This is a genomic window from Salinisphaera orenii subsp. orenii MK-B5 (genome assembly GCF_003788635.1).
In the GTDB taxonomy this organism is placed as follows: Bacteria; Pseudomonadota; Gammaproteobacteria; order Nevskiales; family Salinisphaeraceae; genus Salinisphaera; species Salinisphaera orenii.
In genome coordinates this window covers 135,794-162,140 of the sequence record NZ_AYKH01000040.1, presented here as the reverse complement: position 1 = coordinate 162,140, position 26,347 = coordinate 135,794, and the positions used below count along the sequence as shown (strand labels likewise).

The following is a 26,347-nucleotide window of genomic DNA, read 5'->3' as shown; positions in this document are numbered from 1 at the left end:
GCTAATGCACGTCGCGCCAGAATTCGCGCTTGAGCATGTAGGCCAGACCGGTGAACAGAATCAGGAACACGATCACCTTGAAGCCGAGCGACGCACGCGTCAGCTTGACCGGCTCCCCGGCGTAGACCAGAAAATTGGTGATATCCCCGACCGCAGACCGATACTCCGCCGGGTTGAGCTGGCCTTCCTGCACGAGCTCGAGTGCGGGACCGGCGTCGCCGTGACCACCCTCGCTCTCCCCGTCGTGCCCGCCGGATTCCTCGTGAACCTGGTAGCCCTGCAGCGGCGCCAGCACGTGCGGCATGGCGGTGTTCGCCATCACCAGATTGTTCACGCCGTTCGGTCGCGAGTCGTCCAGATAGAACGACAGCAGAAAGCTGTAGATCCAGTCCGCACCACGCTGGCGCGCGATCAGCGAGAGATCCGGCGGCGCCTTGCCGAACCAGTCGCCCGCCTGCTCCTTGGACATGGTGCCCTGGATGGTGCTGTGAATCTTGCCGCCCGTCATGATGAGGTTGTTCTCGACCACGTCCCTGGGAATCTCGAGGTCCTCGGCGATACGGTTGTAGCGCATGTACTGCAGCGAGTGACAGCCCGAGCAGTAGTTCATGAACAGCTTGGCGCCGCGCTGAAGAGAGGCCTGGTTATCCAGATTCGGATCGAACTCGAACGGCACGCTGCCCTCAGCCGCCCACACCGAGATCGGCAGCATCACCAGCAGTGCTAACAACAGCGAACGCTTCATCCCGTCACCCTTTCCGGAACCGGCTTGGTCCTGTCGAGCTTGCTGTAGATGGGCATCAACAGGAAGAACAAGAAGTAAGTCACCGTCGCAATGCGCGCTGAGAGCTTGACCCCGTCCGACGGCGCCTGCAGGCCGAGATAGGCCAGACTCAGGAAGGAGACGGCGAACAGCGTGAGCGCGACCTTGAAGATGATGCCCTTGTAGCGGATGGACTTCACCCGGCTCCGATCCAGCCATGGCAGGAAGAACAGGATGAACACCGCGGAGAACATCACGATGACGCCGCCACCCTTGCTGGGCACCGCACGCAGCATCGCGTAGAACGGCGTGAAGTACCAGGAGGGCTTGATGTGTTCGGGCGTGACCGACGGATTCGCGGGGCTGAAGTTGTCGACCTCGAGGAACAGCCCGCCGAACGTCGGCGCGAAGAAGATCACCCCGGCGAACAGGATCAGGAATACGCCGACCCCGAACAGATCCTTGACCGTGTAGTACGGATGGAAGCGGATGCCGTCCACGGGATGCCCGTCGGCGCCCTTGTTGGCCTTGATCTCGATGCCGTCCGGATTGTTCGAACCGACGTGATGCAGCGCCATGATGTGCGCGATCACCAGGCCCACCAGCACGAACGGCAGTGCCACCACATGCAGGGCGAAGAAGCGGTTGAGCGTCGCATCGCCGACCACGAAGTCGCCGCGAATCCAGGTGGTGAGCTGCTCGCCGACGACCGGGACCGCCGAGAACAGCGAGATGATCACCTGCGCGCCCCAGTAGGACATGTTGCCCCAGGGCAACACATAGCCCATGAAGGCTTCGGCCATGAGCGCCAGAAAGATCAGGCAGCCGAAGATCCACAGCAGTTCGCGCGGCTTGCGGTACGAGCCGTACAGCAGCGCGCGGAACATGTGCAGATACACGACGATGAAGAAGAACGACGCGCCGGTGGAGTGCATGTAGCGGATGAGCCAGCCCCACTCCACTTCACGCATGATGTAGGCCACGGACCCGAAGGCCTCGGCCGCCGACGGCTTGTAGAACATGGCCAGCCAGATGCCGGTGAGCAGCTGATTGACCAGCACCAGCATCGCCAGCGAGCCGAAGTAGTACCAGAAGTTGAAGTTCTTCGGCGCGTAGTACTGGCCGACGTGGTCGTTCCAGAGCTGCGTCGCCGGAAAGCGGGCGTCCACCCAGTTCATGAACTTGCTCGCCATTACGCAGCCTCCTCGCCGCCGCCCGTGGCGGGATCCTCGCCGACCACGATCAGTTCGTCACTCGAATATCGATACGGCGGCACCTGCATGTTCAGAGGCGCCGGCTGACCGGCATAGACGCGACCGGAGATGTCGTAATGCGAGCCGTGACAGGGGCAGAAGAAGCCGGGCACGTCCATCGACCACTCCGAGGCATCCGGCCGGAAACTCGGCGAGCAACCCAGATGGGTGCAGATGCCGACCATGACCAGGATCGGGTCCTTGATGGCGCGGTACTTGTTCTGACAGTACGCGGGCTGCTGCGGCGCGCTGGAGTCCGGATCCGCGAGCTTGGACGCCACGTTGTCCAGCGAATCGAGCATCTCCTGCGTGCGCCGGACCACCCATACGGGCTTGCCGCGCCACGTCACGCTCAGCAAAGCGCCCTCGTCGAGCGCGGCGATATTGACCTCCACCGGAGCCCCGGCGGCGCGGGCACGCGCGCTCGGCAGCCAGGACTTGATGAACGGCGTGGCCACGAAGGCCGCACCCACGCCACCGACGGCTGCGGTGGCGCCGGTTAGAAATCGGCGCTTGCGGACGTCGACCCCCTCATTGCTCATGCGTTAAACCTCTTCGAGCAGGGCAAGAATGCCGGTTCGACTTGTACTACAACTCGTGTGATTGCGGGCACGACTTGGCCACGCAGGGATCTGAAAAGTATAGCATAGCGCGCTGCACGATCGCCCTTTTTAGCCACGATCGCGCCCGCCCCGGGCTTCGGCGGAGGCCGCGTGCGCATGCAGCCCCTCGCCGCGCGCGAGCTCGGCGGCGACGGGCGCCAGCCTCGCGGCGCCCGGCGCGCCGGCTTCGACGATCGAAAGCCGCTTCTGGAAATCGTAGACGCCGAGCGCCGACGAGAAACGCGCGGTGCGCCCGGTCGGCAGCACGTGATTGGGCCCGGCGCAGTAGTCTCCGAAGGCCTCCGGACTGTAATGACCCATGAAGACCGCGCCAGCATGACGAATGTCGTCGAGCAGTTCGCCCGGCGCATCCACCGCGAGCTCCAGATGCTCGGGCGCGATGCGGTTGGACAACGCCACCGCCTCGGCCATGTCGGCGACCTGGATCAGCGCACCGTGCCGGGCCAGCGACGCCTCGATGATCGCACGCCGGGGCTGATCCGGCAGCAGACGCTCGACCGCGGCCGCGACCGCGTCCAGATGGGCGGCATCCGGGCTGACGAGCAGAGCCCGCGCGTCTTCGTCATGCTCTGCCTGGGCGAACAGATCGAGCGCGGCCCAGTCGGGATCGCCCGTGCCGTCAGCCAGGATCAGCACCTCCGAGGGCCCCGCCACCGACTCGATGCCGACGCGACCGAACACCTGGCGCTTGGCCGCGGCTACGTAGGCGTTGCCCGGGCCGACGATCTTGTCGACGCCCGGGATGGTTTCGGTGCCCCAGGCGAGTGCGGCCACGGCCTGGGCGCCGCCGACCGTGAAAAAGCGATCGACCCCGGCCAACGCCGCGGCGGCCAGCACCCAGTCGTTGACCACGCCCTCCGGCGCCGGCGAGACCATCACGACCTGGCCGACACCCGCGACCCGCGCGGGCAGCGCGTTCATCAGCACGCTGGAGGGATAGGCCGCCTTGCCGCCCGGCGCATAGATGCCGGCACGCTCGATCGGACGCACGACCTGGCCCAGCCGGTTGCCGTGGGCGTCGGCATAGCTGTGATCGGTGAGCTTCTGGGATTCGGCGAACTGCGTGATCCGTTCGGCCGCGGCCTCCAGTGCGGCGCGCTGGGCGCCGGGCATGGCGTCGAGCGCGGCCTTCAAGCGGGTGTGCGGGACCTCGAGTGCGGCCATCTCGCGCGCCGGATGCCGATCGAGTTCGCGGGTGTATTCGAGCACGGCGGCGTCGCCGCGGGCCCGCACGTCGGCGATGATGGCCGCCACCCGCGCGTCCACATCGGCCTGTGCCGGGGTCTCCCGGTCGATCAGCCGCTCGAACGCGGCCTCGAAACCGGCCTCGCTGTTGTCGAGCCGGCGCATCACGAGGCCCGCCGCTCGCGCTGATCAAACAGCGACAACAGCTCGCCGATCGGGGCGTGCTTCATCTTCTGGGCGGCCTTGTTCACGACCAGGCGGGCGCTGATCTCCTCGATCACCTCGAACGGCTCGAGCCCGTTGGCGCGCAGCGTGTTGCCGGTATCCACCAGATCGACGATGACGTCGGCCAGGCCCACGAGCGGCGCCAGCTCCATGGAGCCATAGAGTTTGATGATTTCGACCTGACGGCCCAGGCGTGCGAAATAGGCGCGCGCGGTCTCGACGTATTTCGTGGCCACGCGCAGCGGCCGGTGGCTGGCCGCATCCATCGCCCCGGGCCGACCGGCGGTCATCAACCGGCAGCGGGCGATACCCAGATCCAGCGGCTCGTAGAGATCGGCGCCGCCGTGCTCGATGAGCACGTCCTTGCCGGCGACCCCCACATCGGCCGCGCCGTAGGCCACGAACGTCGGCACGTCGGAGGCGCGGATGACCAGCAGCCGCAGGCCCGGGTGATTGGTCTCGAACACGAGCTTGCGCGAGGTCTCCGGATCCACCTCGGGCTCGATGCCGGCCGCGGCCAGCAGCGGCAGGGTGGCGTCGAGAATGCGCCCCTTGGACAGGGCCAGCGTGACCGTCTGGCTCATGCCGTGATCCCCCGCGCGGTGACCGGCGCGCGATCGGGCAGGCGCTGGATGCGTCCGCCGAGCTGCGCCATCTTCTCCTCGATGCACTCGTAGCCGCGGTCGATGTGATAGATCCGGCGGACGTCGGTCTCGCCGTCGGCCACCAGCCCCGCGATCACCAGCGAGGCCGAGGCGCGCAGATCGGTGGCCATCACCGGCGCCCCGGTGAGGCGATCGACGCCGGTGACGATCACGGTATTGCCTTCCTGGCGGATGCGCGCGCCCATGCGCTGCAGCTCGGAGACGTGCATGAAACGGTTTTCGAACACGGTCTCGGTGACCGTGCCCACGCCCTCCGCGACGGCATTGAGCACGCAGAACTGGGCCTGCATGTCGGTCGGAAAACCCGGATAGGGCGCGGTGCGCAGGCCGACCGCACGCACCTGGCGGCCGCGCATGTCGACCTCGACCCAGTCGTTGCCCTGGGTGATCGTCGCACCGGCCTCCGACAGCTTGGCCGTGATCGCGTCGACGAGCTCGGGATCGGTCTGGGTCACCCGGACCCGGCCACGACTGGCCGCGCCGGCGACCAGGAAGGTGCCCGTTTCGATGCGATCCGGCAGCACCCGGTGCCGGGTACCGTGCAGGCGCTTCTTGCCGCGGATCGTGATGGTCGGCGTGCCCGCGCCCTCGATCTCCGCGCCCATCGCGGTCAGGCATTTGGCCAGATCGACTACCTCCGGCTCGCGGGCGGCGTTCTCGAGCACGGTCACGCCGTCGGCCAGCGTGGCCGCCATCATCAGATTCTCGGTACCGGTGACGGTGACGGTATCCATGGCGATGCGCGCGCCCTGGAGCCGGCTGCATTTCGCCTTGACGTAGCCGGATTCGACGCGGATCTCGGCGCCCATGGCCTCGAGCCCGCGCAGGTGGATGTCCACCGGACGCGCGCCGATCGCGCAGCCGCCGGGCAGCGACACCTCGGCCTCGCCGTGGCGCGCCAGCAGCGGCCCGAGCACGAGGATGGAGGCCCGCATGGTCTTGACCAGATCATAAGGCGCGACGCACTGGGTGATGGTCGAGGCATCGGCTTCGACCACCATGTAGTCGCCGATGGTCACCGACACGCCCATGTGCGCGAGCAGCACGTTGGTTGTGGTCACATCCTCCAGATGCGGGACGTTCTCCACGAACAGCGGCTCGTCGATGAGCAGCGCGGCCGTCATGATCGGCAGGGTCGCGTTCTTCGCCCCGGAGGCGCGAACGCTACCGCTGAGCGGCGGCCCGCCCTCGATACGCAGCAGATCCATCATGTGTTGTCCGCGACCTCGCGATTCAGGAGACGCCACCCGCCTGCGTCGGCGTCATGGTCTTGAGCGACAGGGCGTGGATCTCCCCGCCCATGCGCTCGCCCAGCGTGGCGTAGACCATGCGGTGCTGTTCGACGATGCCCTTGCCCTCGAAGCTGGGGCTGATCACCCGGGCGGCGAAATGGGCGCCGTCGTCGCCCATGACTTCCACGCTGGCGTCCGGCAGTCCGGCCTCGATGAGTTCGCGTATGGCCTCGGCGCTGTACATGGTGTCGATTCCTTCAAAGCTGGCGCGAAATGCTAGCACGAGCCGCCGCCGCCACCGCGCACATCGTCTAGCCGCGGATCTTGTAACCCCGGGCGAGCATGCTGATGGCGATGATCGACACCAGCACGAAGAACCCGGCCGCCACCGCCAGACTGCGCAGCGGATCGACGTCCCCGACGCCGAAAAACCCCTGCCGGAACCCGTCGATCATGTAGAAGAACGGGTTGAAGTGCGAGGCCGTCTGCCAGAACGCCGGCAGCGAGTGGATCGAGTAGAACACGCCCGACAGGAACGACAGCGGCATGATGAAGAAATTCTGGAAGGCCGCGAGATGCTCGAACTTGTCGGCCATGATGCCCGCGATCATGCCCATGACCGCCAGCGTGCCGCCGGCACAGACCAGCATCGCCGCGACCACCAGCGGATTCGCCATCGGCACGGTCACGAACAGCTGGGCGAGCACGTAGAGAACCGTGGCCACGAGTGTGGCCCGCAGCAGCGCGGCGCCGATGTAGGCCAGATAGAACTCGAACGCCGAGATCGGCGTGAGCAGCAGAAAGACCAGATTGCCCATGACCTTGGACTGGGTGATGCTCGACGACGTGTTCGCGAACGAGTTCTGGATCACGTTCATCATGATCAGCCCCGGAATCAAAAACGCCGTGTACGACACGCCCTCGTAGACGTTGACGCGATCCTCCAGCACCTGCCGGAAGACCAGCAGATAGAGCATGGCGGTGATCACCGGCGCGCCGACGGTCTGGCCCAGCACGTTGTAGAAGCGCCGGACCTCCTTGACGAACAGGGTGTAGCAGCCGCGCCAGTTCATGCCGCGCGGCCGTCGGGCTTGTCCATGGTCAGCTCCACGAAGATGTCCTCGAGATGCGGCTCGCGCGTGCGCACGTCTGCGATCCGGTAGCCGGCGTCACGGATCGATTCCATCACGTCGGCGATGTAGTGCCGGCCCTGCTCGAGCTTGAGCTCGAGCGTGTCCTCGTGGCGATCCTCGACCAGCGCCTCGACCTCCGCCGGGAGCGGGCCGCCGTCGCCGGTCAGCTGCAGCGACAGGAAGCGATACGGATGGCGATCGAGCAGCGCGCGCTTGTCCTCGAGCACCTTGAGTTCGCCGTGATTGAGGATGGCGATGCGATCGCACAGCTCCTCGGCCTCTTCCAGATAGTGCGTGGTCAGCACGATGGTGTGGCCGGCGTCGTTGAGATCGCGGGTGAAACGCCAGAGCGTGCGCCGCAGCTCCACGTCCACCCCCGCGGTCGGCTCGTCGAGAATGACCACGTCGGGCTTGTGCACCAGCGCCTGGGCGATCAGCACGCGGCGCTTCATGCCGCCGGAGAGCGCGCGCATGGACATGTCGCGCTTGTCGGTCAGCTCGAGCCGTTCCAGCAGCTCGTTGATCCAGGGCCAGTAATCCCGGCCGCAGCCGTAGTAGCCCGCCTGCAGCCGCAGCAGATCACGCACCGGAAAGAACGGATCGTAGACCAGCTCCTGAGGCACCACGCCGAGCGCCCGCCGTGCCGCCCGGAAATCCGAGCGCACGTCGTGACCCAGCACCGCGATCGAACCCTCCGAGGCGTGGGTCAGGCCGGCGATGATGGAGATCAGCGTCGACTTGCCGGCGCCGTTCGGGCCCAGGAGTCCGAAGTACTCGCCGCGCCGGATATCGAAGGACACGCCCCGCAGCGCGTGCGTGCGGCCGTAGCGCTTGTGGACGCGGTCTATGGCGATGGCGGTGTCGTTCGAGGCGCGGGGCATGGCGGACGGGCTGTCGCGAGCGAGGCGGCGCATTATACGTACTGCGGCAAACGCTGCATTCCACAGCGATCCCGCGCTGGCACGAATCATGCCGCGTTTGATCCGCCCTGCGCTGCCCTGCGCTAGAATACGGGGATGGATCGACGAGAACTCATCGGCGCCGCGCGGCGTGTGATCGACATCGAGGCGACGGCGGTCGCGGCCCTCGAGTCGCGCATCGACACGGCCTTCGCCGCCGCCGCGCAGCACATGCTCGAATGCCGCGGTCGCGTGGTGGTCACCGGCATGGGCAAGTCCGGCCACATCGCGGGCAAGATCGCGGCCACGCTGGCCTCCACCGGCACGCCGGCGTTCTTCGTCCACCCCGGCGAGGCCAGCCACGGCGATCTGGGCATGATCACCGCCCAGGACACGGTGCTCGCCCTGTCCTATTCGGGCGAGACCGCCGAGATCCTCACGATCCTGCCGCTGCTCAAGCGCCTGGCCGTACCGCTGATCGCGATGACCGGCAATGCGCGCTCGACGCTCGGCCGGCGCTCGGACGTGCATCTGGACGTCTCGGTGGCGATCGAGGCCTGCCCGCTGGAGCTCGCGCCCACCGCCTCCACCACCGCGGCGCTGGCCATGGGCGACGCGCTGGCGATCGCCCTGCTCGAGGCGCGCCACTTCACCGCCGAGGACTTCGCCCGCTCGCATCCCGGCGGCACGCTGGGCCGGCGGCTGCTGTTGACGGTGGCCGATCTCATGCACACCGGCGACGCCCTGCCGCTGGTCGACGACGACGCCCTGGTCGGCGAGGCGCTGCTCGAGATGACCGCCAAGGGCCTGGGCATGACCGGGGTGACGGACGCCGCGGGGCGTCTGACCGGTCTGTTTACCGACGGCGACCTGCGCCGCACACTGGATCGCGACATCGACATCAAACGCGCGCCGATCGCCGACTGCATGACGCGCGATCCCAAGACGGTCACCGCGGATACGCTCGCGGCCGAGGCGGTACGGCTGCTGCAGACTCACCGCATCGGCGGCGGCGCGCTGATGGTGGTCGACGACGACGAGCGCCCGATCGGCGCCCTCAACATGCAGGATCTGCTCAGGGCAGGTGTCATATGAAAGACACGACAGACGACGTCCGGCGGCGCGCGGCGGCCATCGAGGTGGCGGTCTTCGACGTCGACGGCGTGATGACCGACGGCAAGCTCTATCTCCACGGCCACGGCGAGGAGAGCAAGACCATGCACGTGCACGACGGCCTGGGCATCCAGCGGCTGCAGGCCGCCGGCGTGGCCGTGGCCGCGATCAGCGGCCGGCCGTCGCCGGCCGTCGCGGCGCGTCTGCATGCGCTCGGCGTCGACTACATCTATCTCGACAGCCACGACAAGCAGATGGACTTCGAGGCGCTGCTCGCCGAACTCGAGCTGACGCCCGAACGCGCCGCGGTCATGGGCGACGACCTGCCGGACCTGGGTCTGATGCGCCGGGCCGGGCTGGCAATGGCCGTCGCCGACGCCGTGCCCGACGTGCGCGAGGCCGCGCACTGGATCAGCGACTGCAAGGGCGGCGAGGGAGCGGTGCGGCAAGCCTGCGAACTCATCATCGCCGCCCGCAACGCGCACTAGCCGGGCCCGGTCATGCTGCGCGTCATCGCCGTTCTGCTCGTGATCGCCGCCGGCGTGATCGCCCTGCGGTGGGCCGATTCGCCCGATCCCGGCACACCGACCGCGCCGCGCCTGAGCACGCCCGAGAACAGCGACTACTACATGACCGACGCGGTCGTGCACCAGATGGATCCCCAGGGCGATCTGGCCTATCGCATGCGGCTGGGCCAGACGTTGCACTTCCCGGACGACTCGGCGCGGCTTCGGGATATTGACGTACACTATCTCGCAGGCACGAAAACCTACTGGGACGTCACCGCGGCACGCGGCCGGATACCGGCCGGTGAGCGCGACATCTACCTCTATGACGGCGTCGAGGCCGTGCATCCTCGGCCGAACGGGCCGATGGTGCGCATCGAGACCGACAACGCCTGGGTCCGACCCGACGCCGATCGCATCGACACCCGGGCCCACGTGACCGCGACCCAGCCCGGGCAGCGGGTGGAGGGCGACGGCATGGAGGTCGATCTGGATACGGACAAGCTGAGACTGTTGAGCAATGTACAAGTCACCTACACGCCGGATTGACCGGGCCCGCCTCTGGCTGGCGGCGGCGCTCGTGGTGGCGGGCGGTGCGGCCTGGGCGCAGCAGGAGCCGTTGCCGATCCGGATCGAATCCGACAGCGCAGAGCTGTCCCAGCAGGAGGGCACAAGCACCTACACCGGCAGCGTCGTGCTCACCCGCGGCGGCCTGACGCTGACCGGCGACAAGCTGGTCGTCACGCGGCTCAACGATCGCGGCAACGTCAAGGCGGTGCTCAACGGCGCCCCCGCGCGACTGGACAAGCAGCCCGATCGCACCGGCGACGACGTCGTCACCGGCCATTCCAGCCGTATCGAGTACACCAACGCCGACTCGACCGTGGTCATGCGCGGCAACGCCGTGGTCAACCGCGGCGGCGATCGCATCGCCAGCCAGGTCATCCGCCACAACCTCGACACCCAGCGCACCCAGGCCGCGCGCGGCGAGAACGACGGCGAGCGGGTGCAGATCACGATCACGCCGCAGAACGACGGCGACGGCTCATGAGCAGCGCGGCGATGGACATCGGCCACGCGGCGGCCGCCGACCGCCTGGTGGCCACGCACCTGAGCAAGCGCTATCGCGGCCGCGAGGTGGTGCGCGACGTCAGTCTCGATCTCGGCCAGGGCGAGGTCGTCGGCCTGCTCGGGCCCAACGGCGCCGGCAAAACCACCGCCTTCTACATGATCGTCGGCCTGGTCTCGCCGGACGCCGGCCGCATCAGCCTCGGCGAACAGAGCCTGGTGGGCGTGCCCATGCACAAGCGCGCCAAGCGCGGCATCGGCTATCTGCCGCAGGAAGCCTCGGTGTTCCGCAAGCTCAGCGTGGCCGACAACATCCGCGCGATCCTGCAGGTGCGTTCCGATCTCGATCGCGCGGGCATCGAACGCGAACTGGCCGCGCTGCTCGACGAGCTTTCGATCACGCACATCGCCGACTCCACGGGGCTCAACCTGTCCGGCGGCGAGCGCCGGCGGGTCGAGATCGCCCGGGCGCTGGCCGCGGAACCGCGCTTCATGCTGCTGGACGAGCCCTTCGCCGGCATCGATCCGATCTCGATCGGCGACATCCGCGGCATCATCACGCATCTGAAGAACCGCGGCATCGGCGTGCTCATCACCGATCACAACGTGCGCGAGACGCTGGGCATCTGCGAACGCGCCTACATTCTCAGCGACGGCGCCGTCATCGCCGAAGGCACCGGCGAGGCGGTACTGGCCGATCGCAAGGTACGGGAGGTCTACCTCGGCGAGGATTTCCGACTATGAAGCAGTCGCTGAACCTCAACCTATCGCAAAGCCTGACGATGACGCCTGCGCTGCAGCAGGCCATCCGCATGCTGCAGCTGTCCACGCTGGATCTGAAGACCGAGATCCAGGAGGCGCTCGAGACCAACGTCATGCTCGAGGCCGACGACGGCCACGGCGAGGTCGACGCCGGCCAGACGACGGATGACAGCGCCGGCGAACGCCAGACCAAGGACAGCGCCGGGAGCGACGCCGAGATCCCCGAGAATCTGCCGGTCGATGCCGACTGGAACGACATCTACGCCGGCAGCAGCAGCCCGGCGCCGGCCGCGCCGAGCAGCGAGGACGACGACTACTGGGACTACCGCCAGGCCAATCTGACCAGCACCCCCGACCTGCACACCCATCTGACCTGGCAGGCGGACATGCACTCGTTCAGCGCCGGCGAGCGCTCGATCGCCGCACAGCTGATCGACGCGGTGAACCACAACGGCCTGCTCGAGGACTGGCCGGAGCTGCTCGAACGCCTGACCGACGAGTACGAGACCGACGCCGCCCGCATCGAATCGGTGCTGGCGGTGGTGCAGGCCTTCGACCCACCGGGCGTGGCCGCGCGCAGCCTCGGCGAGTGTCTGGCCATCCAGCTGCGCCAGCTGCCGGCGGACACCGCCCACCGCGATCTGGCGCTGGCCATCGTCGAGAACGAATCGCTGGAATGCCTGGCGTCGCGCGACCGCGCCGGCCTGGCGCAGCGGCTGGATGTCGAGCCCGAGGCGCTCGACGGCGCCATCGCCCTGGTGCAGACGCTGCAACCGCACCCGGGCGAGGCTTTCGGCGATCAGGAGGCCGGCTATGTGGTGCCGGAGGTGTTCGTCACGCGCCAGTCGTCGCGCTGGCAGGTCTCGCTCAACGCCGAGATCGCGCCGAAGCTTCGCATCAACAGCCAATATCTGGCCCTGATCAAGCGCGCGGACAAATCCGCCGACCAGACCACGCTCAAGTCGCACCTGCAGGAAGCCCGCTTCTTCCTCAACAGCCTCAAGAGCCGCAACGACACCCTGCTCCAGGTCGCGCAATGCATTGTTGAAGCCCAGCGCGCTTTTCTGGAGTATGGCGAGGAGGCAATGAAACCGCTGGTGTTGCGCGACGTGGCCGAACAGCTCGAAATACACGAATCCACCGTATCGCGGGCGACGGCCAACAAGTACATGCAGACGCCGCGCGGCATCTTCGAACTCAAGTATTTCTTTTCCAGCCATGTCTCGACCACCGATGGCGGCTCCGCCTCGGCGACCGCCATCCAGGCGATGATCAAGCGCATGGTCGCATCCGAACCCGATGGCAAACCGCTGTCCGACAGCAAGCTCGCGGAGCTGCTGCTCGACAACGGCATTCGCGTGGCGCGGCGCACCGTCGCCAAGTACCGCGAGGCGCTATCGATACCGCCGTCGCACGAGCGGCGGCGTCAGGCCAGCTAACGCTCTTCCCAAGCAGAGAAGGAGTACGCGATGAACCTGAACATCTCCGGCCATCACATCGACATGACCGATGCCTTGCACGACTATGTCGCATCCAAGATGGGCCGTATCGAGCGTCATTTCGACCATGTCATCGACGCCGAGGTGGTGCTCGAGGTCGAGAAGGTACGTCACAAGGCCGAGGCGACCATGCAGCTGCGCGGCGCCACGGTGCACGCCGAGTCCACGCAGGACGACATGTACGCCGCGATCGACTGCATGATCGACAAGCTCGACCGGCAGACGCGGCGGCACAAGGAGAAGGCGAAGGATCATCACAACCGGCAGGCCCGCCACATCAATCTGGATGCCGGTTGACCGCTTTTCGCAATCGTTGAAAGGAACGTCATGAATATTGCCGATATCGTTGCCCCCGAGCGGGTCCGTCTTGCCGAGGATGTCCAGAGCAAGAAGCGCGCGCTCGAGCAACTGGCCGAGATTCTCACCCAGGGCACGCCCTATCTGACCGCCAGCGAAATCTTCAACGGCCTGGTCGCACGCGAGAAGCTCGGCAGCACCGGCATCGGCGACGGCGTTGCCATTCCCCACGCCCGCATGAAGGGCACCGACGACTGCGTCGGTGCCTTCATGCGTCTGCCGCAGCCGGTGGATTTCGAGTCCAACGACGAGCAGCCGGTCGATCTCGTGTTCGGCCTGCTGGTTCCGGAGCAGTCCACCGAGGCGCACCTCAACATGCTCCGACGCCTGGCGGAGATGTTCTCCGAGAATCAGGCGCTGGCCGAACTGCGCGACGCCGGCGACGACGCCACCCTGCATCGCGTCCTGCTGGCCCACGATCCGGTCACCCAGTAGCCGGCCGGACACCGTGCCGCTGACCGGCGAGGACGAGTTCGACCAGACCCTCGAGACGCGTCGCGTCGCAGTCGAGACGGTCTTCGCCGAGCTTCGGACCTCGCTCGGTCTGCACTGGCCCCGCCCGACGATCGGCGGTCACGCCACCGTGGGCGCCACCCGCATCGACGGCCGGCGCGTACCGATCGTCGGCTATCTCAATTTCATCCATCCGCCGCAGGTCCAGGTCATCGGCGAGCCGGAGATCGCCTATCTCGATACCATCGAGCCGGATCAGCACGCCCATGTGCTCGAACGCCTGACCACGGGCGCGACCCGGCTGGTGGTGGTCGCCGACGATCAGACCCTGGCCGCGCCGCTGCGCGAGGCCCTCTACGGGGCCGGGATCGCAGTATTCGAGAGCCGCGAGAGCGGCCACAAGGCGGCCTACCGGATCCGGCACTTCCTCGGCGAGGCGCTGGCCCGCCAGGTCACGCTGCACGGCGTGTTCCTGGAGGTCCTGTCGATCGGCCTGCTGCTGACCGGCGATTCCGGTGTGGGCAAGAGCGAGCTGGCGCTGGAACTGGTCAATCGCGGCCATCGGCTGGTCGCCGACGACGCCCCGGAGTTCGCCCTGCTGGGCCCGGACGATCTCAACGGCGGCTGCCCCGCCCTGCTGCAGGATTTTCTCGAAGTCCGCGGTCTCGGCCTGCTCAACATCCGCGCGATGTTCGGCGAGGCCGCGATCAAGCGCCGCAAGCAGCTCGGGCTCATCATCCGGCTGGTGCGGCCGGAGTCGTCGCATCTGGCCGCCGCCGACCGACTGGCCGGCACCCGCGCCACCCGGCGCATACTCGACGTCGACATCCCCGAGATCACGCTGCCCGTGGCGGTCGGCCACAATCTGTCGGTGCTCGTGGAAGCCGCCTGCCGCGATCACCTGCTGCGCATGCAGGGTCATCAGAGCGACCGGCAGTTCGCCGACCGCCAGCGCGCGGCCATGAGCGTGGAACCGGAGACCGACGATCCGGCGGTATCCGGCTCGCGTGCGACCCCGCCGGAAGACGGGCTAGAATGAGCGCAACCACAGCCGAACGAGGAGAGCGCGCGTGCGTCTGATCGTGGTGAGCGGCCTGGCCGGCGCCGGCAAGTCCGTCGCGCTCCACATGCTCGAGGACCTGGGCTACTACTGCATCGACAACCTGCCGCTGGGCCTGCTCGGCGAGGTCTCGGTGGCCACCCTGCAGCGCCAGGGGCTGGACTTCGACCGCCTGGCCGTGGGCATCGACGCCCGGGCCCGGCGCGGCGAGATCGACGCCTTCCCCAAGCGGATCGAGGAACTCCGGGCGGGCGGCATCGACGTCGAGGTGATCTATCTCCACGCCGACAACGAGACCATCCTGCGGCGGTTTTCAGAGACCCGGCGCAAGCACCCGCTGACCGACGCCGACACCTCGCTGATCGACGCGGTCACCGCGGACCGGCGCCTGATGGAGCCCATCGCCGGCAAGGCCGATGTCGCCATCGACACCAGCAACACCAACATCCATCAGCTGCGGGACATCGTCCGCAATCGCGTGGACGCCACCCGGACCGGCGAGCTGTCGATCCTGCTCCAGTCCTTCGGCTTCAAGTACGGCCTGCCCCAGGCGGTGGACTTCGTGTTCGACGCCCGCTGCCTGCCCAATCCGCACTGGGTTCCGGAACTGCGCGAGCTCACCGGGCTGGATGCGGCCGTGGCCGAGCATCTGGCGGCCGAGCCGGCGACCCACGACATGCTCGACGACATCCACGGTTTTCTGGTGCGCTGGCTGCCGGAATTCGCGCGCGAGAATCGCGCTTATGTCACGATTGCCGTCGGCTGCACGGGTGGCAAGCATCGTTCGGTCTATCTGATCGAGCAGCTGGCCCGGCGCCTGCGACAGACCTATGCCCAGACGCTGGTGCGACACAATGAACTGCATTGACCGGCGCGCGAGCGCGCGCATGATCGGGGCCGGCCGGGCCATCGCATGATCGGGGTACTGCTGATCACCCACGGCCGCCTGGGGGCCCATTTCGTGGAGACGGTGACCGGCATGATCGGCGACCTGTCGCGGCCGACGGAGGTGCTGGAAGTGCACCGCCACGACGACCCGGACGAGCGCAGCCAGGCCGCCGCGGACGCGCTCGCCCGGCTGGACGACGGCGACGGCGTGCTCATCATCACCGACGCCTTCGGATCGACGCCGAGCAACATCGCCACCCGCGCCGCCGCCCCGGACCGCACCCGGGTCGTCGCCGGCATCAATCTGTCCATGCTCGTGCGGGTCTACAATTACCCGCAGCTGGCGCTGGACGATCTCGCGGCATCGGCCATCGAGGCCGGCCGCGCCGGCGTCATGCCCTGTCCCCAGCCCGACCCCAGCCCGTAATCGACCGACAACAACGAACCGACCCAACCGCTTATGCCCACGCGCGAATTCGCCATCGTCAACAAGCTCGGCCTGCACGCCCGCGCCGCCAGCAAGTTCGTGACCGTCGCCTCGCAGTACGAGGCCGACATCAAGGTCTCCAAGGACGGCCGCGAGGTCTCGGGCAAGTCGATCATGGGCGTGATGATGCTGGCCGCCGCCCGCGGCTCGCGGATCGAGGTGAGCGCCGAGGGCGAGGACGCCGAGGCCGCGCTCGACGCGCTCGAGGAACTCGTGCGCGACCGTTTCGGCGAGGGGCAGTGAGCATGCCCCGCCCCGGACAGGCTCGCAGCCGCCCGGACCGGCGATGAGTCTCTGGCTCGCCGGCGTCGGCGTCTCGCGCGGGGTCGCGATCGGCGCGGTGCATCGCGTGCACGGCACCGATCTCGACATCCCGGAGTATCACGTCGATCCCGAATCGCTGGATGCCGAGGTCGAGCGCTTCGAGACCGCGCTCGACGACGCCCGGGCGCAGCTCGCCCACATCCGCGAACAGATCCCCGCGAACGCGCCCTCGGAGATCGGCGCCTTCATCGAGACCCACCTGCTGATGATGCAGGACAGCGCGCTCACCGACACCGTGAGCACGCTCATCCGCGATCACCGCTGCAACGCGGAATGGGCGATGAAGATGCAGGCCGAGCACCTGACCGCGGTGTTCGACGAGATGGACGACAGCTACCTGCGGGCCCGCCGCGACGACGTCGTCCACGTGGCCGCACGGATCCAGCGCATCTTGCTCAAGCAGGAGCGCCGCATCGAGCCGGGCCGTCCCGACGACGACACCCCGCCGCCAGTGATCGTCGCCGACGACCTCACGCCCGCTGACATCATCCTGCTGCACCAGCAGGGCGTGGCCGCCTTCGTTACCGAACGCGGCGGCCCGCTGTCGCATTCCGCGATTCTCGCCCGCAGCCTGCGTATTCCGGCCGTGGCCGGCCTGCACGCCGCGCGGCGCATGCTCATGGACGACGAGACCGTCGTGGTCGACGGCGAGGCCGGCCACGTGCTCGCCGCGCCGGATGCGGGCGCGCTCGAGTTCTATCGGCACCGCCAGAAGCGCGACGAGCGCTACCGGCGCATGCTGGGCATGCTCAAGGACGAGACCGCGGTCTCCACCGACGGCGTGCGCGTGCACATGATGGCCAACGTGGAGCTGCCCGACGACAGCGCGGATGCGGCCGAGGTCGGCGCCGAGGGCATCGGCCTCTACCGCACCGAATTCCTGTACATGAACCGCGACGAGACGCCCGGCGAGGAGGAGCAGCTGGCCGCCTATCGCCGGGTGCTGCGGTCGGTGGACGGGCCGGTCACGATCCGCACGCTCGATCTCGGCGCCGACAAGACGATCGGCCGCGAGGCCAAGACCTCGTCCAACCCGGCGCTCGGGCTGCGCGCGATCCGCCTGTGCCTGAAGGAGACCGACCTGTTCCGCACGCAGCTGCGGGCACTGCTGCGGGCCTCGGCGGAGGGCGATCTGCGGATCATGCTGCCGATGATCTCCAACATCCAGGAGCTGCGTCAGACGCGCCACCTCATCGACGAGGTCATGGCCGAACTGCGCCGCGACGGTCTGGAGTACGACCCGAAACTGCCGGTCGGCGCCATGATCGAGGTGCCGGCCGCGGCCCTGGCGGCCCCCCAGCTCGCGCGCTACTGCGATTTCTTCTCGCTGGGCACCAACGATCTGATCCAGTACACCCTGGCCATGGACCGCGTGGACGACGAGATCAACTATCTCTACGACCCGCTGCACCCCGCCGTGCTGCAGCTCATCCGCATGACCATCGAGGCCGGGCATGCCGCCGGCATCGGCGTATCCATGTGCGGCGAGATGGCCTCCGACAAACGCTACACCGCCCTGCTGCTCGGCCTCGGCCTGACCGAATTCTCGATGCACCCGGCCAGCGTCCTAGAGGTCAAGCGCGCGATCATGGGCGCGGATGTCGCCGACCTGAAGCGCGCCACGCGCGAGATACTCGCGCTGACCGACGCCCAGAGCTACCGCGACGGCCTCGATGCCCTGAGCCACCGCCTCGTCGGCTGACCCGATAGCGGCGACGTATCCGGCGGGCGGGCCTCGGCGACCCTCGAACTCCGGGAAAATCCGGATTTTTCTGCTATTTTCTAGACATCCGCCCGTCTTCCGGAGCGCGCGATGAGCGAGCCCGCCACATCCGAAGAGAACGAGATGGAGGCCCGGCTGGCCTATCTCGACGAAGCGCTCGAATCCGGCCGCATGCGCCGCCTCAAGCCCATGCTGCACGCGCTGCATCCGGCCGAGATCGCGCTGCTGCTGGAGTCGGTGCCGCGCGCCAAGCGCGAAGTCGTCTGGAGCCTCGTGCCCGAGGAGGATCACGGCGAGACGCTGCTGCACGTCAACGACGAGGTGCGCTCGGAGCTGATCGAGGCCATGGACCACAGCGTCCTGCTCGCGGCCACCGAAGGCATGCCGATCGACGATCTGGCGGACTTCATCGAGGACCTGCCGGATCAGGTCACCCGGGAAGTCCTGCGCTCGATGGACGTCCAGAACCGCGAGCGCCTGGAAGCGGTCATGTCCTACCCGTCGGATTCCGCCGGCGGTCTGATGAACAACGACACCATCACCGTGCGTCCGGACGTGACGCTCGATGTGGTCGGCCGCTATCTGCGCCAGCGCGGCACGCTGCCCGAGGACACCAACACGCTGTTCGTCGTCTCCCGCTACGGGCGCTATCTGGGCATGCTGACGCTGGCCAAGCTGGTCACGCTCGACCCGGAACGCGACGTCTCGGAGGTCATGGACACCGACCTCGAGGCCCTGACCGTGGACATGCCCGCCGCTCAGGTCGCCAAGCGCTTCCAGGATCTCGACCTGATCTCGGCGCCGGTGGTCGACCCGGACGGCCGTCTGGTCGGGCGCATCACCATCGATGACGTGGTCGACGTCATCCGCGACGAGGCCGAGCACAGCATCATGACCATGGCCGGTCTCGACGAAGAGGAGGACGTGTTCGCGCCGATCGCACGCAGCGCCCGCCGGCGCGCGGTCTGGCTCGGCGCCAACCTGTTCACGGCGTTTCTGGCCGCCCAGGTGGTCGGCCTGTTCGAGGCCACGCTCTCGCAGGTGGTCGCGCTCGCCGTGCTGATGCCGATCGTTGCCAGCATGGGCGGCATCGGCGGCTCGCAGACGCTGACCCTGATGATCCGCGGCCTGTCGCTGGGCCAGATCGGTTTTTCCAACGCCCGCACCCTGCTCGTCAAGGAACTGGCCGTGGCCGTGATCAACGGCCTGCTCTGGGGCGCGGTGGTGGGCGTGATCGCCGAAGTCTGGTTCGGCAACGCCGTGCTCGGCCTGATCATCGCCGTCGCGCTGGTCATCAATCAGATCGGCGCGGCCGTGGCCGGGGTCGGCATCCCGCTCGCGATGAAGAAGATGAACATCGACCCGGCGCTTGCCGGCTCCGTGGTCCTGACCACCATCACCGATGTCATCGGCTTCTCCGCCTTCCTCGGCCTGGGCACGCTGTTCCTGCTCGACTAGGATCGGTCAACGCTTCACTTGATTGTGTATAAGGCTCAGCCGGAGCCGATACGCAGGATCGTTCGGCGCGTTGGCGTGTCTGAAGCTGCGACTCGGCTCGGGTTTCGCGCCGATGCGCGAGTCACCTTTCTGGCTTGCCCAAGCGAGGTAACCGACAGAAGGGCACCGAAACAGCGCCGGCGATGACGGTTCACGCCGACGCTGCGTAAACGGGACTTGAATACAAAAACGATAGTAGGGCCCGGCTGAGGCTCGGACATAATCAAGACGCCTCATACGGCCCGCGCCGAGCGCCGTCTTGCGGCAGGGCGGGACGCAGTGCGTGCCGTGTCGCCCCGTTACTCGGCGCCAGGGTGCGGCACTGATGGATTCCCGCACCTCATTCATTTGACCGGGCGCCTGCCCCTCGGGTCCGGCCGCCCGAAGGCCGCTCCCCGCGCCCTGCGGCGTTGCACGTCTTGACCGTGCCCGCCGTGATCGACGACGCGCCTCCCGCGGGACACGACCTACGGGCGCCAGCGCGGCGCCCGTATGACGCGTCAACGGGCTTTGACGCGCTCGGCGGCGCGGAACTCACGACCCAGACGGGCCACTAGCGCCCCGGCCTCGGGCACATCATCGATCGCACCGACCCCGCAGCCGGCGAACAGGCTGGCCGAGGCCGGCCGGCCCGTCATGCCGACCATGGCCGGGGTGTCGTCGTAGCGGTACACGGGCGCACCCGCCTCGGTGTACGCGATGATCCCACCTTCGCCCGGGCGGCATCCCGCGGGCGGGCAACCCGCGGCCTCCCAGGCCTCGAGCGTATCGTTTCGCAGGACACGATGGACGGCGCCGGACCAGCCGCCGTCGAAACACAGGGTCCGTGCCGTGTCCTGCGCATCGGCGTCCAGCAGCGCACGGCAATAGACCGGATGGGCCGCGCTCTCGCGCGTCGCCACGAAGCGCGTGCCCAGCATGGCCGCCACCGCCCCGCGCGCACGAACGGCCGCGATATCCGCACCCGTGGCCAGACCCCCGGCTGCGACGATGGGCGTCGCATCGCCGACCACTGTCCGCGTGCGCTCCAGCAGCGCCATGAGCCCGAGTGTGGATTGGACATGCCCGCCGGCCTCGACGCCCTGACAGATGAGAAAGTCCGCCCCGGCGTCGAGCGCGCGCTCGGCCCCGGCGGCCGAACCGATCTGTACCCCGGCGATCGCGCCCGCACCGTGCACGCGTGCGATCAATGCGCTCGAACAGCCCCACGAAAACGTGATCCCAGGCACGCCCGCGGCTAGGGTCTGTTGACGTTTCGTACGCGCGCCGCGTTGGAGACCGCAAATCGTGTCCGGCAAGGCACGAGCCGCCGCGTCGTGGCGTGCCACGACCCAGGCTCGCAACGCCGCCGGGCGCGATTTGCGGCCCAACCCTTCGGGACAAGCGCTGTTGTGCGGCAATCCAGCGTTCTAGTGCGCTTGTGCAGAGTGACTGCACGGCGCCCACTACGCCTCGTCTTGCCGCACAACAGCGATTGGCGCGGACGCGGACGAAACATCAACAGGCCCTACACCGCATCGAGCGCTACCGGCTCGAAATGCAGCACGAAGTTCGCGATGAAAGGCGCCCGGGTGCGCAGACGTACGGCTCGCACCCGGGCCGCGGCCGCCTCGGGCCCGGTCCAGGTCATGGCGAGCGAACCCATCGCGCCGGCACGGCAGACGGCCGCGGTCAGATCGACGCTGCCCACACTGCCGATCGGCGCCGCGACGATCGGATGCGCGAGCCGCTCGAACACGCTACCGACCGGCGATCGTCATCCCGCCGATGAGCACCGACGGCGTACGCAGCATGGCGGCGTGCTCGACGTCGTTGCCGACCGCCTCCACGGCGCGAAGCATGTCGGCGAGGTTGCCCGCGATGGTGGCATTCTCCACCGGGTAGGCGCGTTCGCCGTTCTCGACCCAGAAGCCGGCGGCCCCGCGTGAATAATCGCCGTTGACGAGATTCACGCCCTGGCCCATGAGTTCGGTGACGACCAGTCCGCGGCCCATGCCGGCAACCAGCGCCTCGAAACTCTCGTCGCCCGGGGCGACGTCGAGATTGAACACGCCCCCGGCGTTGCCGGTGTTGGCCAACCCGAGTCGCCGCGCGGTATAGGCCGACAGTACATAGCTTCGCAGCACGCCCGCGGCGACCAGGGCGCGCTCGCGGGTGGCGACCCCGTCGCCGTCGAAGCCGGCGCTGCCCAGCCCGCGCGGTCGATGCGGATGCTGGGACAGCGACACCGAAGCGGCCGCGATCGGCTGATCGATGCAGTCCTTGAGGAAACTCGCGTTGCGATACAGCGCGCCGCCGCTGATCGCGCTGACGAGATGCCCCCACAGGCTGCGCGCCACCCGGGGCGTGAACAGCACGGGCGCCTGCGTGGTCGGCGGCGTGCGCGCGCCCAGCCGCGCCAGCGCCCGTTCGGCGGCCAGCCGGCCGGTGTCACCGACATCGTCGAGATCGTCGGCGTGGCGGGCCTGCGAGAAGGCGATCTCGCGCTGCATGCCACCGCTCTCGCGGGCTATCGCGGTACAGGACAGCGCGTGCCGGCTGGCCTGTTCGGCGGCCACGAAGCCGTGCGTGTTGCCGTAGGCGCTGACCGCGTCCTGCGTGGCCACCGTCGCGCCCTCGGTCTGGTGGATGCGCGCATCGTGATCGAGCGCGGCCGTCTCCAGGGTCAATGCCCGCTCGAGCGCGTCGGCCGGCGTCAGCGCCCAGGGATGGTACAGCGACAGTTCCGGCCAGTCCCGCGCCATCTCGGCGGCATCGGCGAGCCCGGCGTAGTCGTCGGCTTCGGTGAAGCGCGCGATCGTGATCGCCTGCTCGAGCGCGGCGTCCAGGCCCTCGGCGCTGAGGTCGGTGGTGGAGGCACGGCCGCTGCGCTGGCCGCGATAGACGGTGATCTCGGCGCTGCGATCGCCCTCGTATTCCACCGACTCGCGGTCGCGGTCGCGCGCGGTGACGGACAGCGCGCGGGAGGCCGAGATCGCGGCCTCGGCGGTATCGACGCCGCGCCGGCGCGCCTGTCCGAGCAGGGATTCGAGCTGGGCGCACAGCGCCTGTCCCGTTGGCAGGGGGCGGCTTTCGGCCGGTGTATCCGGATCACGGTTGTCGGTCATGGTCGCGCCCACGCGCTCGATCGATGTGGCATGGCGCGAACCCTAGCCCCGCAGCGCATGGCCGCGCAATGCAGCCACGGTATGCTGGGCGCGATGTCCCGCTCCGATGCCGCCGACCCCCAGCCCCCGGACACGACGCGGCGCCGCCGTCTGTTCTTTCGCCCGCGCTCGATCACCGGGCTGCTGCTGACCAGTTTCGGACTGGTCGCGCTGCCGCTGATCGTCGCCATCGTCTTCAGCGTGGTCTACGTCGACCGCCTGAACAACCAGAGCGAACGGCTGGTCCTGCAGGGCGTGGAGATGACCCGCTACAGCCAGCGCCTGAGCACGCTGCTGACCGCCATGGAGCGCAGTGCGCGCCAGTTCAGCGTGCTCGAAAGCCCCGATCTGGTCGGCCGCTTCTCGCGTCAGTCGGACGAGTTCGACCGAATACTGGATTCGCTGGCCGCGCTCGAGCTCGACACGCTGCCGGACTGGAATCTCGATGCGCTGCGGCGCGAGTCGCGCATGCTCTCGCGCGAGCTCGCCGAGCACCCGGAACAGTCGCGCGGCATCGCGGAGCGCCTCGCCGCCATGCAGCGCGAAATCGATCTGATCGCCGAGCAGGGCAATCTGTTCGTCGACCGCGAGCTGTCGCGCCTCCAGGCGACCGCCGCCGATGCCCGGCTGTTCCTGCTGCTCTGCGTCTTCGCACTGATCCCCGGGGCGCTGCTGCTCACCGGCTTCTTCGTGATCGTGATCGCCCGGCCGCTGCAGCAGATCGCCGCCGGCGTCTCCCGGCTCGGCGACGGCGATTTCTCCGAGCGCATCCGAGTGGTCGCCCCGGCCGCCGAACTGGACACCCTCGGCGCCCGGCTGGACTGGATGCGGCGACGCCTGGCCACCCTCGAAAACGAGAAACAGCAGTTCATCCGGCACATGTCGCACGAACTCAAGACGCCGCTGGCCAGTATTCGCGAGGGCGCGGAACTGTTGCGCGACGGCACGGTCGGCCCATTGAGCACGCCGCAGGCGGAGGTCGCCGACATCCTGCAGCGCAACAGTCTCGAACTGGCCAGCCTGATCGAGAACCTGCTCGACTTCGCCGCCTGGCAGCAACAACACGCTAAACTGGAATACGAGCGCTTCGATCTGCGCGCGCTCACCGAGGCGATCGTGGCCCGTCAACGGCTCACGATCGAGGGGAAACAGCTCGATGTCGCGATCCCGGCACAGGTCACCGAGATCACGGCGGACCGGGACCGTATGCATCTGATCATGGACAACCTGATCGCCAACGCGGTGAAGTTCTCGCCCGCGGGCGGCACCATCGGCGTTCACGTGGAGCGGCTCGACGCCGGCACCCGCATCTGCGTGAGCGACGCCGGCCCGGGCGTGCCCGCGAACGAGCGCGACGCCGTCTTCGACGCCTTCTTTCAGGGCGCGCGCGGCGCCGATGCCGACAGCGGCCTGCGCGGCACCGGCATCGGCCTGTCGGTGGTGCGCGAATGCGTTCAGGCCCACGGCGGCGAAATCTATGTCGAAGACGCCCGCGAGGGAGGCGCCATGTTTTGCCTGCACATCCCCGATCGTCATGCACTCTGAACGTCGGACGCACACGCTCTGCGTGGCGGCGATGCTCGGCGCGCTGCTGGTCGCCGGCTGCGCGCACCGACCGTCCGCAGAGACCGAGGACGTCGCGCACGAGACCGAGCAGGCCGCGGATCCCGCGATCGACCTGCTGCTGTACGCGCACGAGCTGCAGTCGGGCAGCCCCGAAGCGCGCGCCAAGGCGGTCGAGCAGGCCCGGTCCGCGGTCGACGACGCACCCGACGCCCGGAACCTCGCCCGGCTGGCTCTGGCCTACGGCGCGCCGAAACAGACGCGCTACACGCCGGATCTGGCCGCACGCTACGCCGGCCGCGCGCTGGAGGCCGACGATGCGCGCTGGAACGCTGCGGCACGACAGTACCTTCGGGATTACCGACGCTTCTACACCCGGCTCACCGAGCAGAGTCCGAGCGACGACGACAGCGAGGACGCCCGGGCGCGCATCGCCGAACTCGAGGCCGAGCTCGACGAGGCCCAACGCAAGCTGCGCGAGATGGCGACCATCGAGGAACGGCTGGGCTCCAGTCCGCCCTGATGGCGCGCACGGGCAACATCCTGCTGGTCGATGACGATCCCAGCCTGCGTCGCCTGCTGGCGCTGCGGCTGGAGGGTGCGGGCCATACCGTGGAGACCGCCGAAAGCGCGAGGGCGGCCCTGAACGCGCTCGACCGCTTCGCCGCCGACTGCGTGATCACCGACCTGCGCATGGAGGGCATGGACGGCATCGGCCTGCTCGATCGCCTGCATCAGGCGCATCCGACGGTACCGGTGATCCTGCTCACCGCTCACGGCACGATCCCGGAAGCCGTGACCGCGACCCAGCGCGGGGCGCTGGATTTCCTGTCCAAACCCATCGACAAGGACATGCTGCTGTCGCGGGTCGACCAGGCGCTGGCACAGGCGGGCATGGCCGGCGACCACTGGCAGAGTCTCTGGCAGTCTCGCATCGTGACGCGCTCGCCGGCGATGCATCGCCTGCTCGACGAGGCCCGGCTGGTCGCCGACAGTGAGACCAGCGTGCTGATCACCGGCGAGTCCGGCACCGGCAAGGAAGTGCTCGCACGCACGCTGCACGAAGCCAGCCCGCGCGGCCGGGCCCCGTTCGTGGCGATCAACTGCGGCGCCATGCCCGAGCAGCTGCTGGAGTCGGAACTCTTCGGGCACGAGAAGGGCGCGTTCACCGACGCCAAACAGGCCCAGCAGGGGCTGCTCCGCAGTGCCGAAGGCGGCACCGTCTTCCTCGACGAGATCGGCGACATGCCGTTCGCCCTGCAGGTCAAGCTGCTGCGCGTGCTCCAGGAGCGCGAAGTGCGCCCGGTCGGGGCGCAGCGCGCGCTGCCCGTCGATGTACGGATCATTTCGGCGACCCATCGCAACCTCGCCGAATCCATCGCCTCCGGCCATTTCCGCGAGGACCTGTATTACCGCCTGGCCGTCGTGACGCTCGCCCTGCCCGCCCTGCGCGAGCGCCCCGAGGACATCGCGCCGCTGGCGCGGCATTTCCTGGACACCATCGCCCAGCGCAGCGAACGCCGCGCCAAGGTCTATGCACCGGAGGCACTGGAAGCCCTCTGCGGCCACGACTGGCCCGGCAACATCCGCCAGCTGTCGAACGTGGTCGAACAGAACGTCGCGCTGACCCGGGGGCACGTGGTCTCGCGGCAGGCCGTCGACAAGGCGCTGGCCACCCAGTCCGGCGGCCGCGACCGCGCGGCGACGCTCCAGCCACTGGCCGAGGCCCGCGACGCCTTCGTTCGCGACTACCTGATCCAGCTGCTTCGCATCTCGGAGGGCAATGTCTCGCGCAGTGCCCGCATCGCCCATCGCAACCGGACCGAGTTCTACAAGCTGCTCAACCGGCACGACATCGACCCCGCCGAGTACAAGCGCTGACCGTGGCCTGTTGCCCTGCGACGACACGCGGGAATCGGCATT

29 protein-coding genes are annotated in these 26,347 nt (G+C 68.3%); 17 read left to right on the top strand and 12 right to left on the bottom strand.

All coding sequences use genetic code 11. The features are described from left to right. Nucleotide 1: 1 nt before the first annotated feature. From SAOR_RS13735 to SAOR_RS13695, 9 genes are all read right to left on the bottom strand, one after another. Nucleotides 2–745 (bottom strand): cytochrome c1, encoded by a 744-nt coding sequence (locus tag SAOR_RS13735; protein WP_123631932.1) that lies wholly within the window; start codon nt 743–745, stop codon nt 2–4. Next, nucleotides 742–1,956 carry a cytochrome b gene (locus tag SAOR_RS13730; protein WP_123631931.1) on the bottom strand — a complete coding sequence of 405 codons (1,215 nt, stop codon included), beginning with the start codon at nt 1,954–1,956 and terminating at the stop codon, nt 742–744. Before SAOR_RS13730 ends, SAOR_RS13735 begins: the two co-directional genes overlap by 4 nt. After that, nucleotides 1,956–2,558 (bottom strand): ubiquinol-cytochrome c reductase iron-sulfur subunit, encoded by a 603-nt coding sequence (gene petA, locus SAOR_RS13725; protein ID WP_123631930.1) that lies wholly within the window; start codon nt 2,556–2,558, stop codon nt 1,956–1,958. The genes SAOR_RS13730 and petA overlap by 1 nt, the downstream gene beginning before the upstream one ends. 129 nt (nt 2,559–2,687) lie before the next feature. Next, nucleotides 2,688–3,989 carry a histidinol dehydrogenase gene (hisD, locus tag SAOR_RS13720; RefSeq protein ID WP_123631929.1) on the bottom strand — a complete coding sequence of 434 codons (1,302 nt, stop codon included), beginning with the start codon at nt 3,987–3,989 and terminating at the stop codon, nt 2,688–2,690. Next, the gene (gene hisG / locus SAOR_RS13715; protein WP_123631928.1) at nt 3,989–4,633 is read right to left on the bottom strand and encodes an ATP phosphoribosyltransferase; all 645 of its coding nucleotides are present in this window, start codon (nt 4,631–4,633) and stop codon (nt 3,989–3,991) included. The genes hisD and hisG overlap by 1 nt, the downstream gene beginning before the upstream one ends. Continuing rightward, complete coding sequence (murA, locus tag SAOR_RS13710; protein WP_123589587.1) at nt 4,630–5,922, bottom strand: UDP-N-acetylglucosamine 1-carboxyvinyltransferase; 1,293 nt, start codon at nt 5,920–5,922, stop codon at nt 4,630–4,632. Before murA ends, hisG begins: the two co-directional genes overlap by 4 nt. 25 nt (nt 5,923–5,947) lie before the next feature. After that, nucleotides 5,948–6,190, bottom strand: a complete 243-nt coding sequence (locus SAOR_RS13705) for a BolA family protein (protein ID WP_123589458.1) — start codon at nt 6,188–6,190, stop codon at nt 5,948–5,950. 67 nt (nt 6,191–6,257) lie between these two features. After that, a complete protein-coding gene (locus tag SAOR_RS13700) occupies nt 6,258–7,019 on the bottom strand; it encodes an ABC transporter permease (RefSeq protein WP_123589459.1) in 762 nt (253 codons plus the stop codon). Then, nucleotides 7,016–7,960: an ABC transporter ATP-binding protein gene (locus SAOR_RS13695; protein ID WP_123631927.1), complete on the bottom strand. Its 945-nt coding sequence runs from the start codon at nt 7,958–7,960 to the stop codon at nt 7,016–7,018. The genes SAOR_RS13700 and SAOR_RS13695 overlap by 4 nt, the downstream gene beginning before the upstream one ends. 135 nt (nt 7,961–8,095) lie before the next feature. On the opposite strand from SAOR_RS13695, the gene SAOR_RS13690 reads away from it, so the two are divergent. The 14 genes from SAOR_RS13690 (at nt 8,096) to mgtE (ending at nt 19,676) form a co-directional block, all read left to right on the top strand. Further along, nucleotides 8,096–9,073 carry a KpsF/GutQ family sugar-phosphate isomerase gene (locus tag SAOR_RS13690; RefSeq protein WP_123589460.1) on the top strand — a complete coding sequence of 326 codons (978 nt, stop codon included), beginning with the start codon at nt 8,096–8,098 and terminating at the stop codon, nt 9,071–9,073. Further along, entirely contained in the window at nt 9,070–9,579 is a 510-nt protein-coding gene (locus SAOR_RS13685; protein ID WP_123631926.1) for a KdsC family phosphatase, read from the top strand. Before SAOR_RS13690 ends, SAOR_RS13685 begins: the two co-directional genes overlap by 4 nt. 12 nt (nt 9,580–9,591) lie before the next feature. Next, a complete protein-coding gene (lptC, locus tag SAOR_RS13680; RefSeq protein ID WP_123631925.1) occupies nt 9,592–10,146 on the top strand; it encodes an LPS export ABC transporter periplasmic protein LptC in 555 nt (184 codons plus the stop codon). Then, nucleotides 10,118–10,648, top strand: coding sequence for a lipopolysaccharide transport periplasmic protein LptA (gene lptA / locus SAOR_RS13675; protein WP_123589463.1), 531 nt, complete (start codon nt 10,118–10,120; stop codon nt 10,646–10,648). The genes lptC and lptA overlap by 29 nt, the downstream gene beginning before the upstream one ends. Before the next feature lie 11 nt (nt 10,649–10,659). Next, nucleotides 10,660–11,409, top strand: a complete 750-nt coding sequence (lptB, locus tag SAOR_RS13670; RefSeq protein ID WP_123631951.1) for an LPS export ABC transporter ATP-binding protein — start codon at nt 10,660–10,662, stop codon at nt 11,407–11,409. Then, the gene (locus SAOR_RS13665) at nt 11,406–12,866 is read left to right on the top strand and encodes an RNA polymerase factor sigma-54 (protein WP_123589464.1); all 1,461 of its coding nucleotides are present in this window, start codon (nt 11,406–11,408) and stop codon (nt 12,864–12,866) included. Before lptB ends, SAOR_RS13665 begins: the two co-directional genes overlap by 4 nt. A gap of 30 nt (nt 12,867–12,896) precedes the next feature. Then, entirely contained in the window at nt 12,897–13,223 is a 327-nt protein-coding gene (gene hpf / locus SAOR_RS13660; protein WP_123589465.1) for a ribosome hibernation-promoting factor, HPF/YfiA family, read from the top strand. Between the two features lie 30 nt (nt 13,224–13,253). After that, nucleotides 13,254–13,718, top strand: a complete 465-nt coding sequence (locus SAOR_RS13655; RefSeq protein ID WP_123589466.1) for a PTS sugar transporter subunit IIA — start codon at nt 13,254–13,256, stop codon at nt 13,716–13,718. A gap of 13 nt (nt 13,719–13,731) precedes the next feature. Beyond that, nucleotides 13,732–14,775, top strand: a complete 1,044-nt coding sequence (hprK, locus tag SAOR_RS13650; RefSeq protein WP_185015697.1) for an HPr(Ser) kinase/phosphatase — start codon at nt 13,732–13,734, stop codon at nt 14,773–14,775. Nucleotides 14,776–14,806: 31 nt separating this feature from the next. Beyond that, a complete protein-coding gene (rapZ, locus tag SAOR_RS13645) occupies nt 14,807–15,664 on the top strand; it encodes an RNase adapter RapZ (RefSeq protein ID WP_123631923.1) in 858 nt (285 codons plus the stop codon). 45 nt (nt 15,665–15,709) lie between these two features. Then, nucleotides 15,710–16,111 carry a PTS sugar transporter subunit IIA gene (locus SAOR_RS13640; protein WP_123589469.1) on the top strand — a complete coding sequence of 134 codons (402 nt, stop codon included), beginning with the start codon at nt 15,710–15,712 and terminating at the stop codon, nt 16,109–16,111. Between the two features lie 33 nt (nt 16,112–16,144). Further along, entirely contained in the window at nt 16,145–16,414 is a 270-nt protein-coding gene (locus SAOR_RS13635; protein ID WP_123589470.1) for an HPr family phosphocarrier protein, read from the top strand. A gap of 43 nt (nt 16,415–16,457) precedes the next feature. Further along, nucleotides 16,458–18,197 carry a phosphoenolpyruvate--protein phosphotransferase gene (gene ptsP, locus SAOR_RS13630; RefSeq protein WP_123589471.1) on the top strand — a complete coding sequence of 580 codons (1,740 nt, stop codon included), beginning with the start codon at nt 16,458–16,460 and terminating at the stop codon, nt 18,195–18,197. A 111-nt stretch (nt 18,198–18,308) separates the two neighbouring features. Beyond that, the gene (gene mgtE / locus SAOR_RS13625; protein WP_123589472.1) at nt 18,309–19,676 is read left to right on the top strand and encodes a magnesium transporter; all 1,368 of its coding nucleotides are present in this window, start codon (nt 18,309–18,311) and stop codon (nt 19,674–19,676) included. A gap of 539 nt (nt 19,677–20,215) precedes the next feature. Here the strand turns inward: mgtE and SAOR_RS13620 are convergent. The 3 genes from SAOR_RS13620 to pmbA all read right to left on the bottom strand — a co-directional run bounded on the left by SAOR_RS13620 (nt 20,216) and on the right by pmbA (nt 22,822). Then, nucleotides 20,216–21,043: an NAD(P)H-dependent flavin oxidoreductase gene (locus tag SAOR_RS13620; protein WP_281273453.1), complete on the bottom strand. Its 828-nt coding sequence runs from the start codon at nt 21,041–21,043 to the stop codon at nt 20,216–20,218. A gap of 179 nt (nt 21,044–21,222) precedes the next feature. Then, nucleotides 21,223–21,453: a nitronate monooxygenase gene (locus SAOR_RS13615; protein WP_123631921.1), complete on the bottom strand. Its 231-nt coding sequence runs from the start codon at nt 21,451–21,453 to the stop codon at nt 21,223–21,225. A 1-nt stretch (nt 21,454) separates the two neighbouring features. Next, nucleotides 21,455–22,822 carry a metalloprotease PmbA gene (pmbA, locus tag SAOR_RS13610; protein WP_123631920.1) on the bottom strand — a complete coding sequence of 456 codons (1,368 nt, stop codon included), beginning with the start codon at nt 22,820–22,822 and terminating at the stop codon, nt 21,455–21,457. A gap of 30 nt (nt 22,823–22,852) precedes the next feature. On the opposite strand from pmbA, the gene SAOR_RS13605 reads away from it, so the two are divergent. The 3 genes from SAOR_RS13605 to SAOR_RS13595 are packed head-to-tail and all read left to right on the top strand — an operon-like array spanning nt 22,853 to nt 26,305. Further along, on the top strand, nt 22,853–24,406 hold the full coding sequence (locus SAOR_RS13605) for a HAMP domain-containing sensor histidine kinase (RefSeq protein WP_123631919.1): 1,554 nt from the start codon (nt 22,853–22,855) through the stop codon (nt 24,404–24,406). After that, a complete protein-coding gene (locus tag SAOR_RS13600; RefSeq protein ID WP_123631918.1) occupies nt 24,396–24,947 on the top strand; it encodes a hypothetical protein in 552 nt (183 codons plus the stop codon). Before SAOR_RS13605 ends, SAOR_RS13600 begins: the two co-directional genes overlap by 11 nt. Then, nucleotides 24,947–26,305, top strand: a complete 1,359-nt coding sequence (locus SAOR_RS13595) for a sigma 54-interacting transcriptional regulator (protein ID WP_123631917.1) — start codon at nt 24,947–24,949, stop codon at nt 26,303–26,305. Before SAOR_RS13600 ends, SAOR_RS13595 begins: the two co-directional genes overlap by 1 nt. The last annotated feature ends 42 nt before the right edge of the window (nt 26,306–26,347 follow it).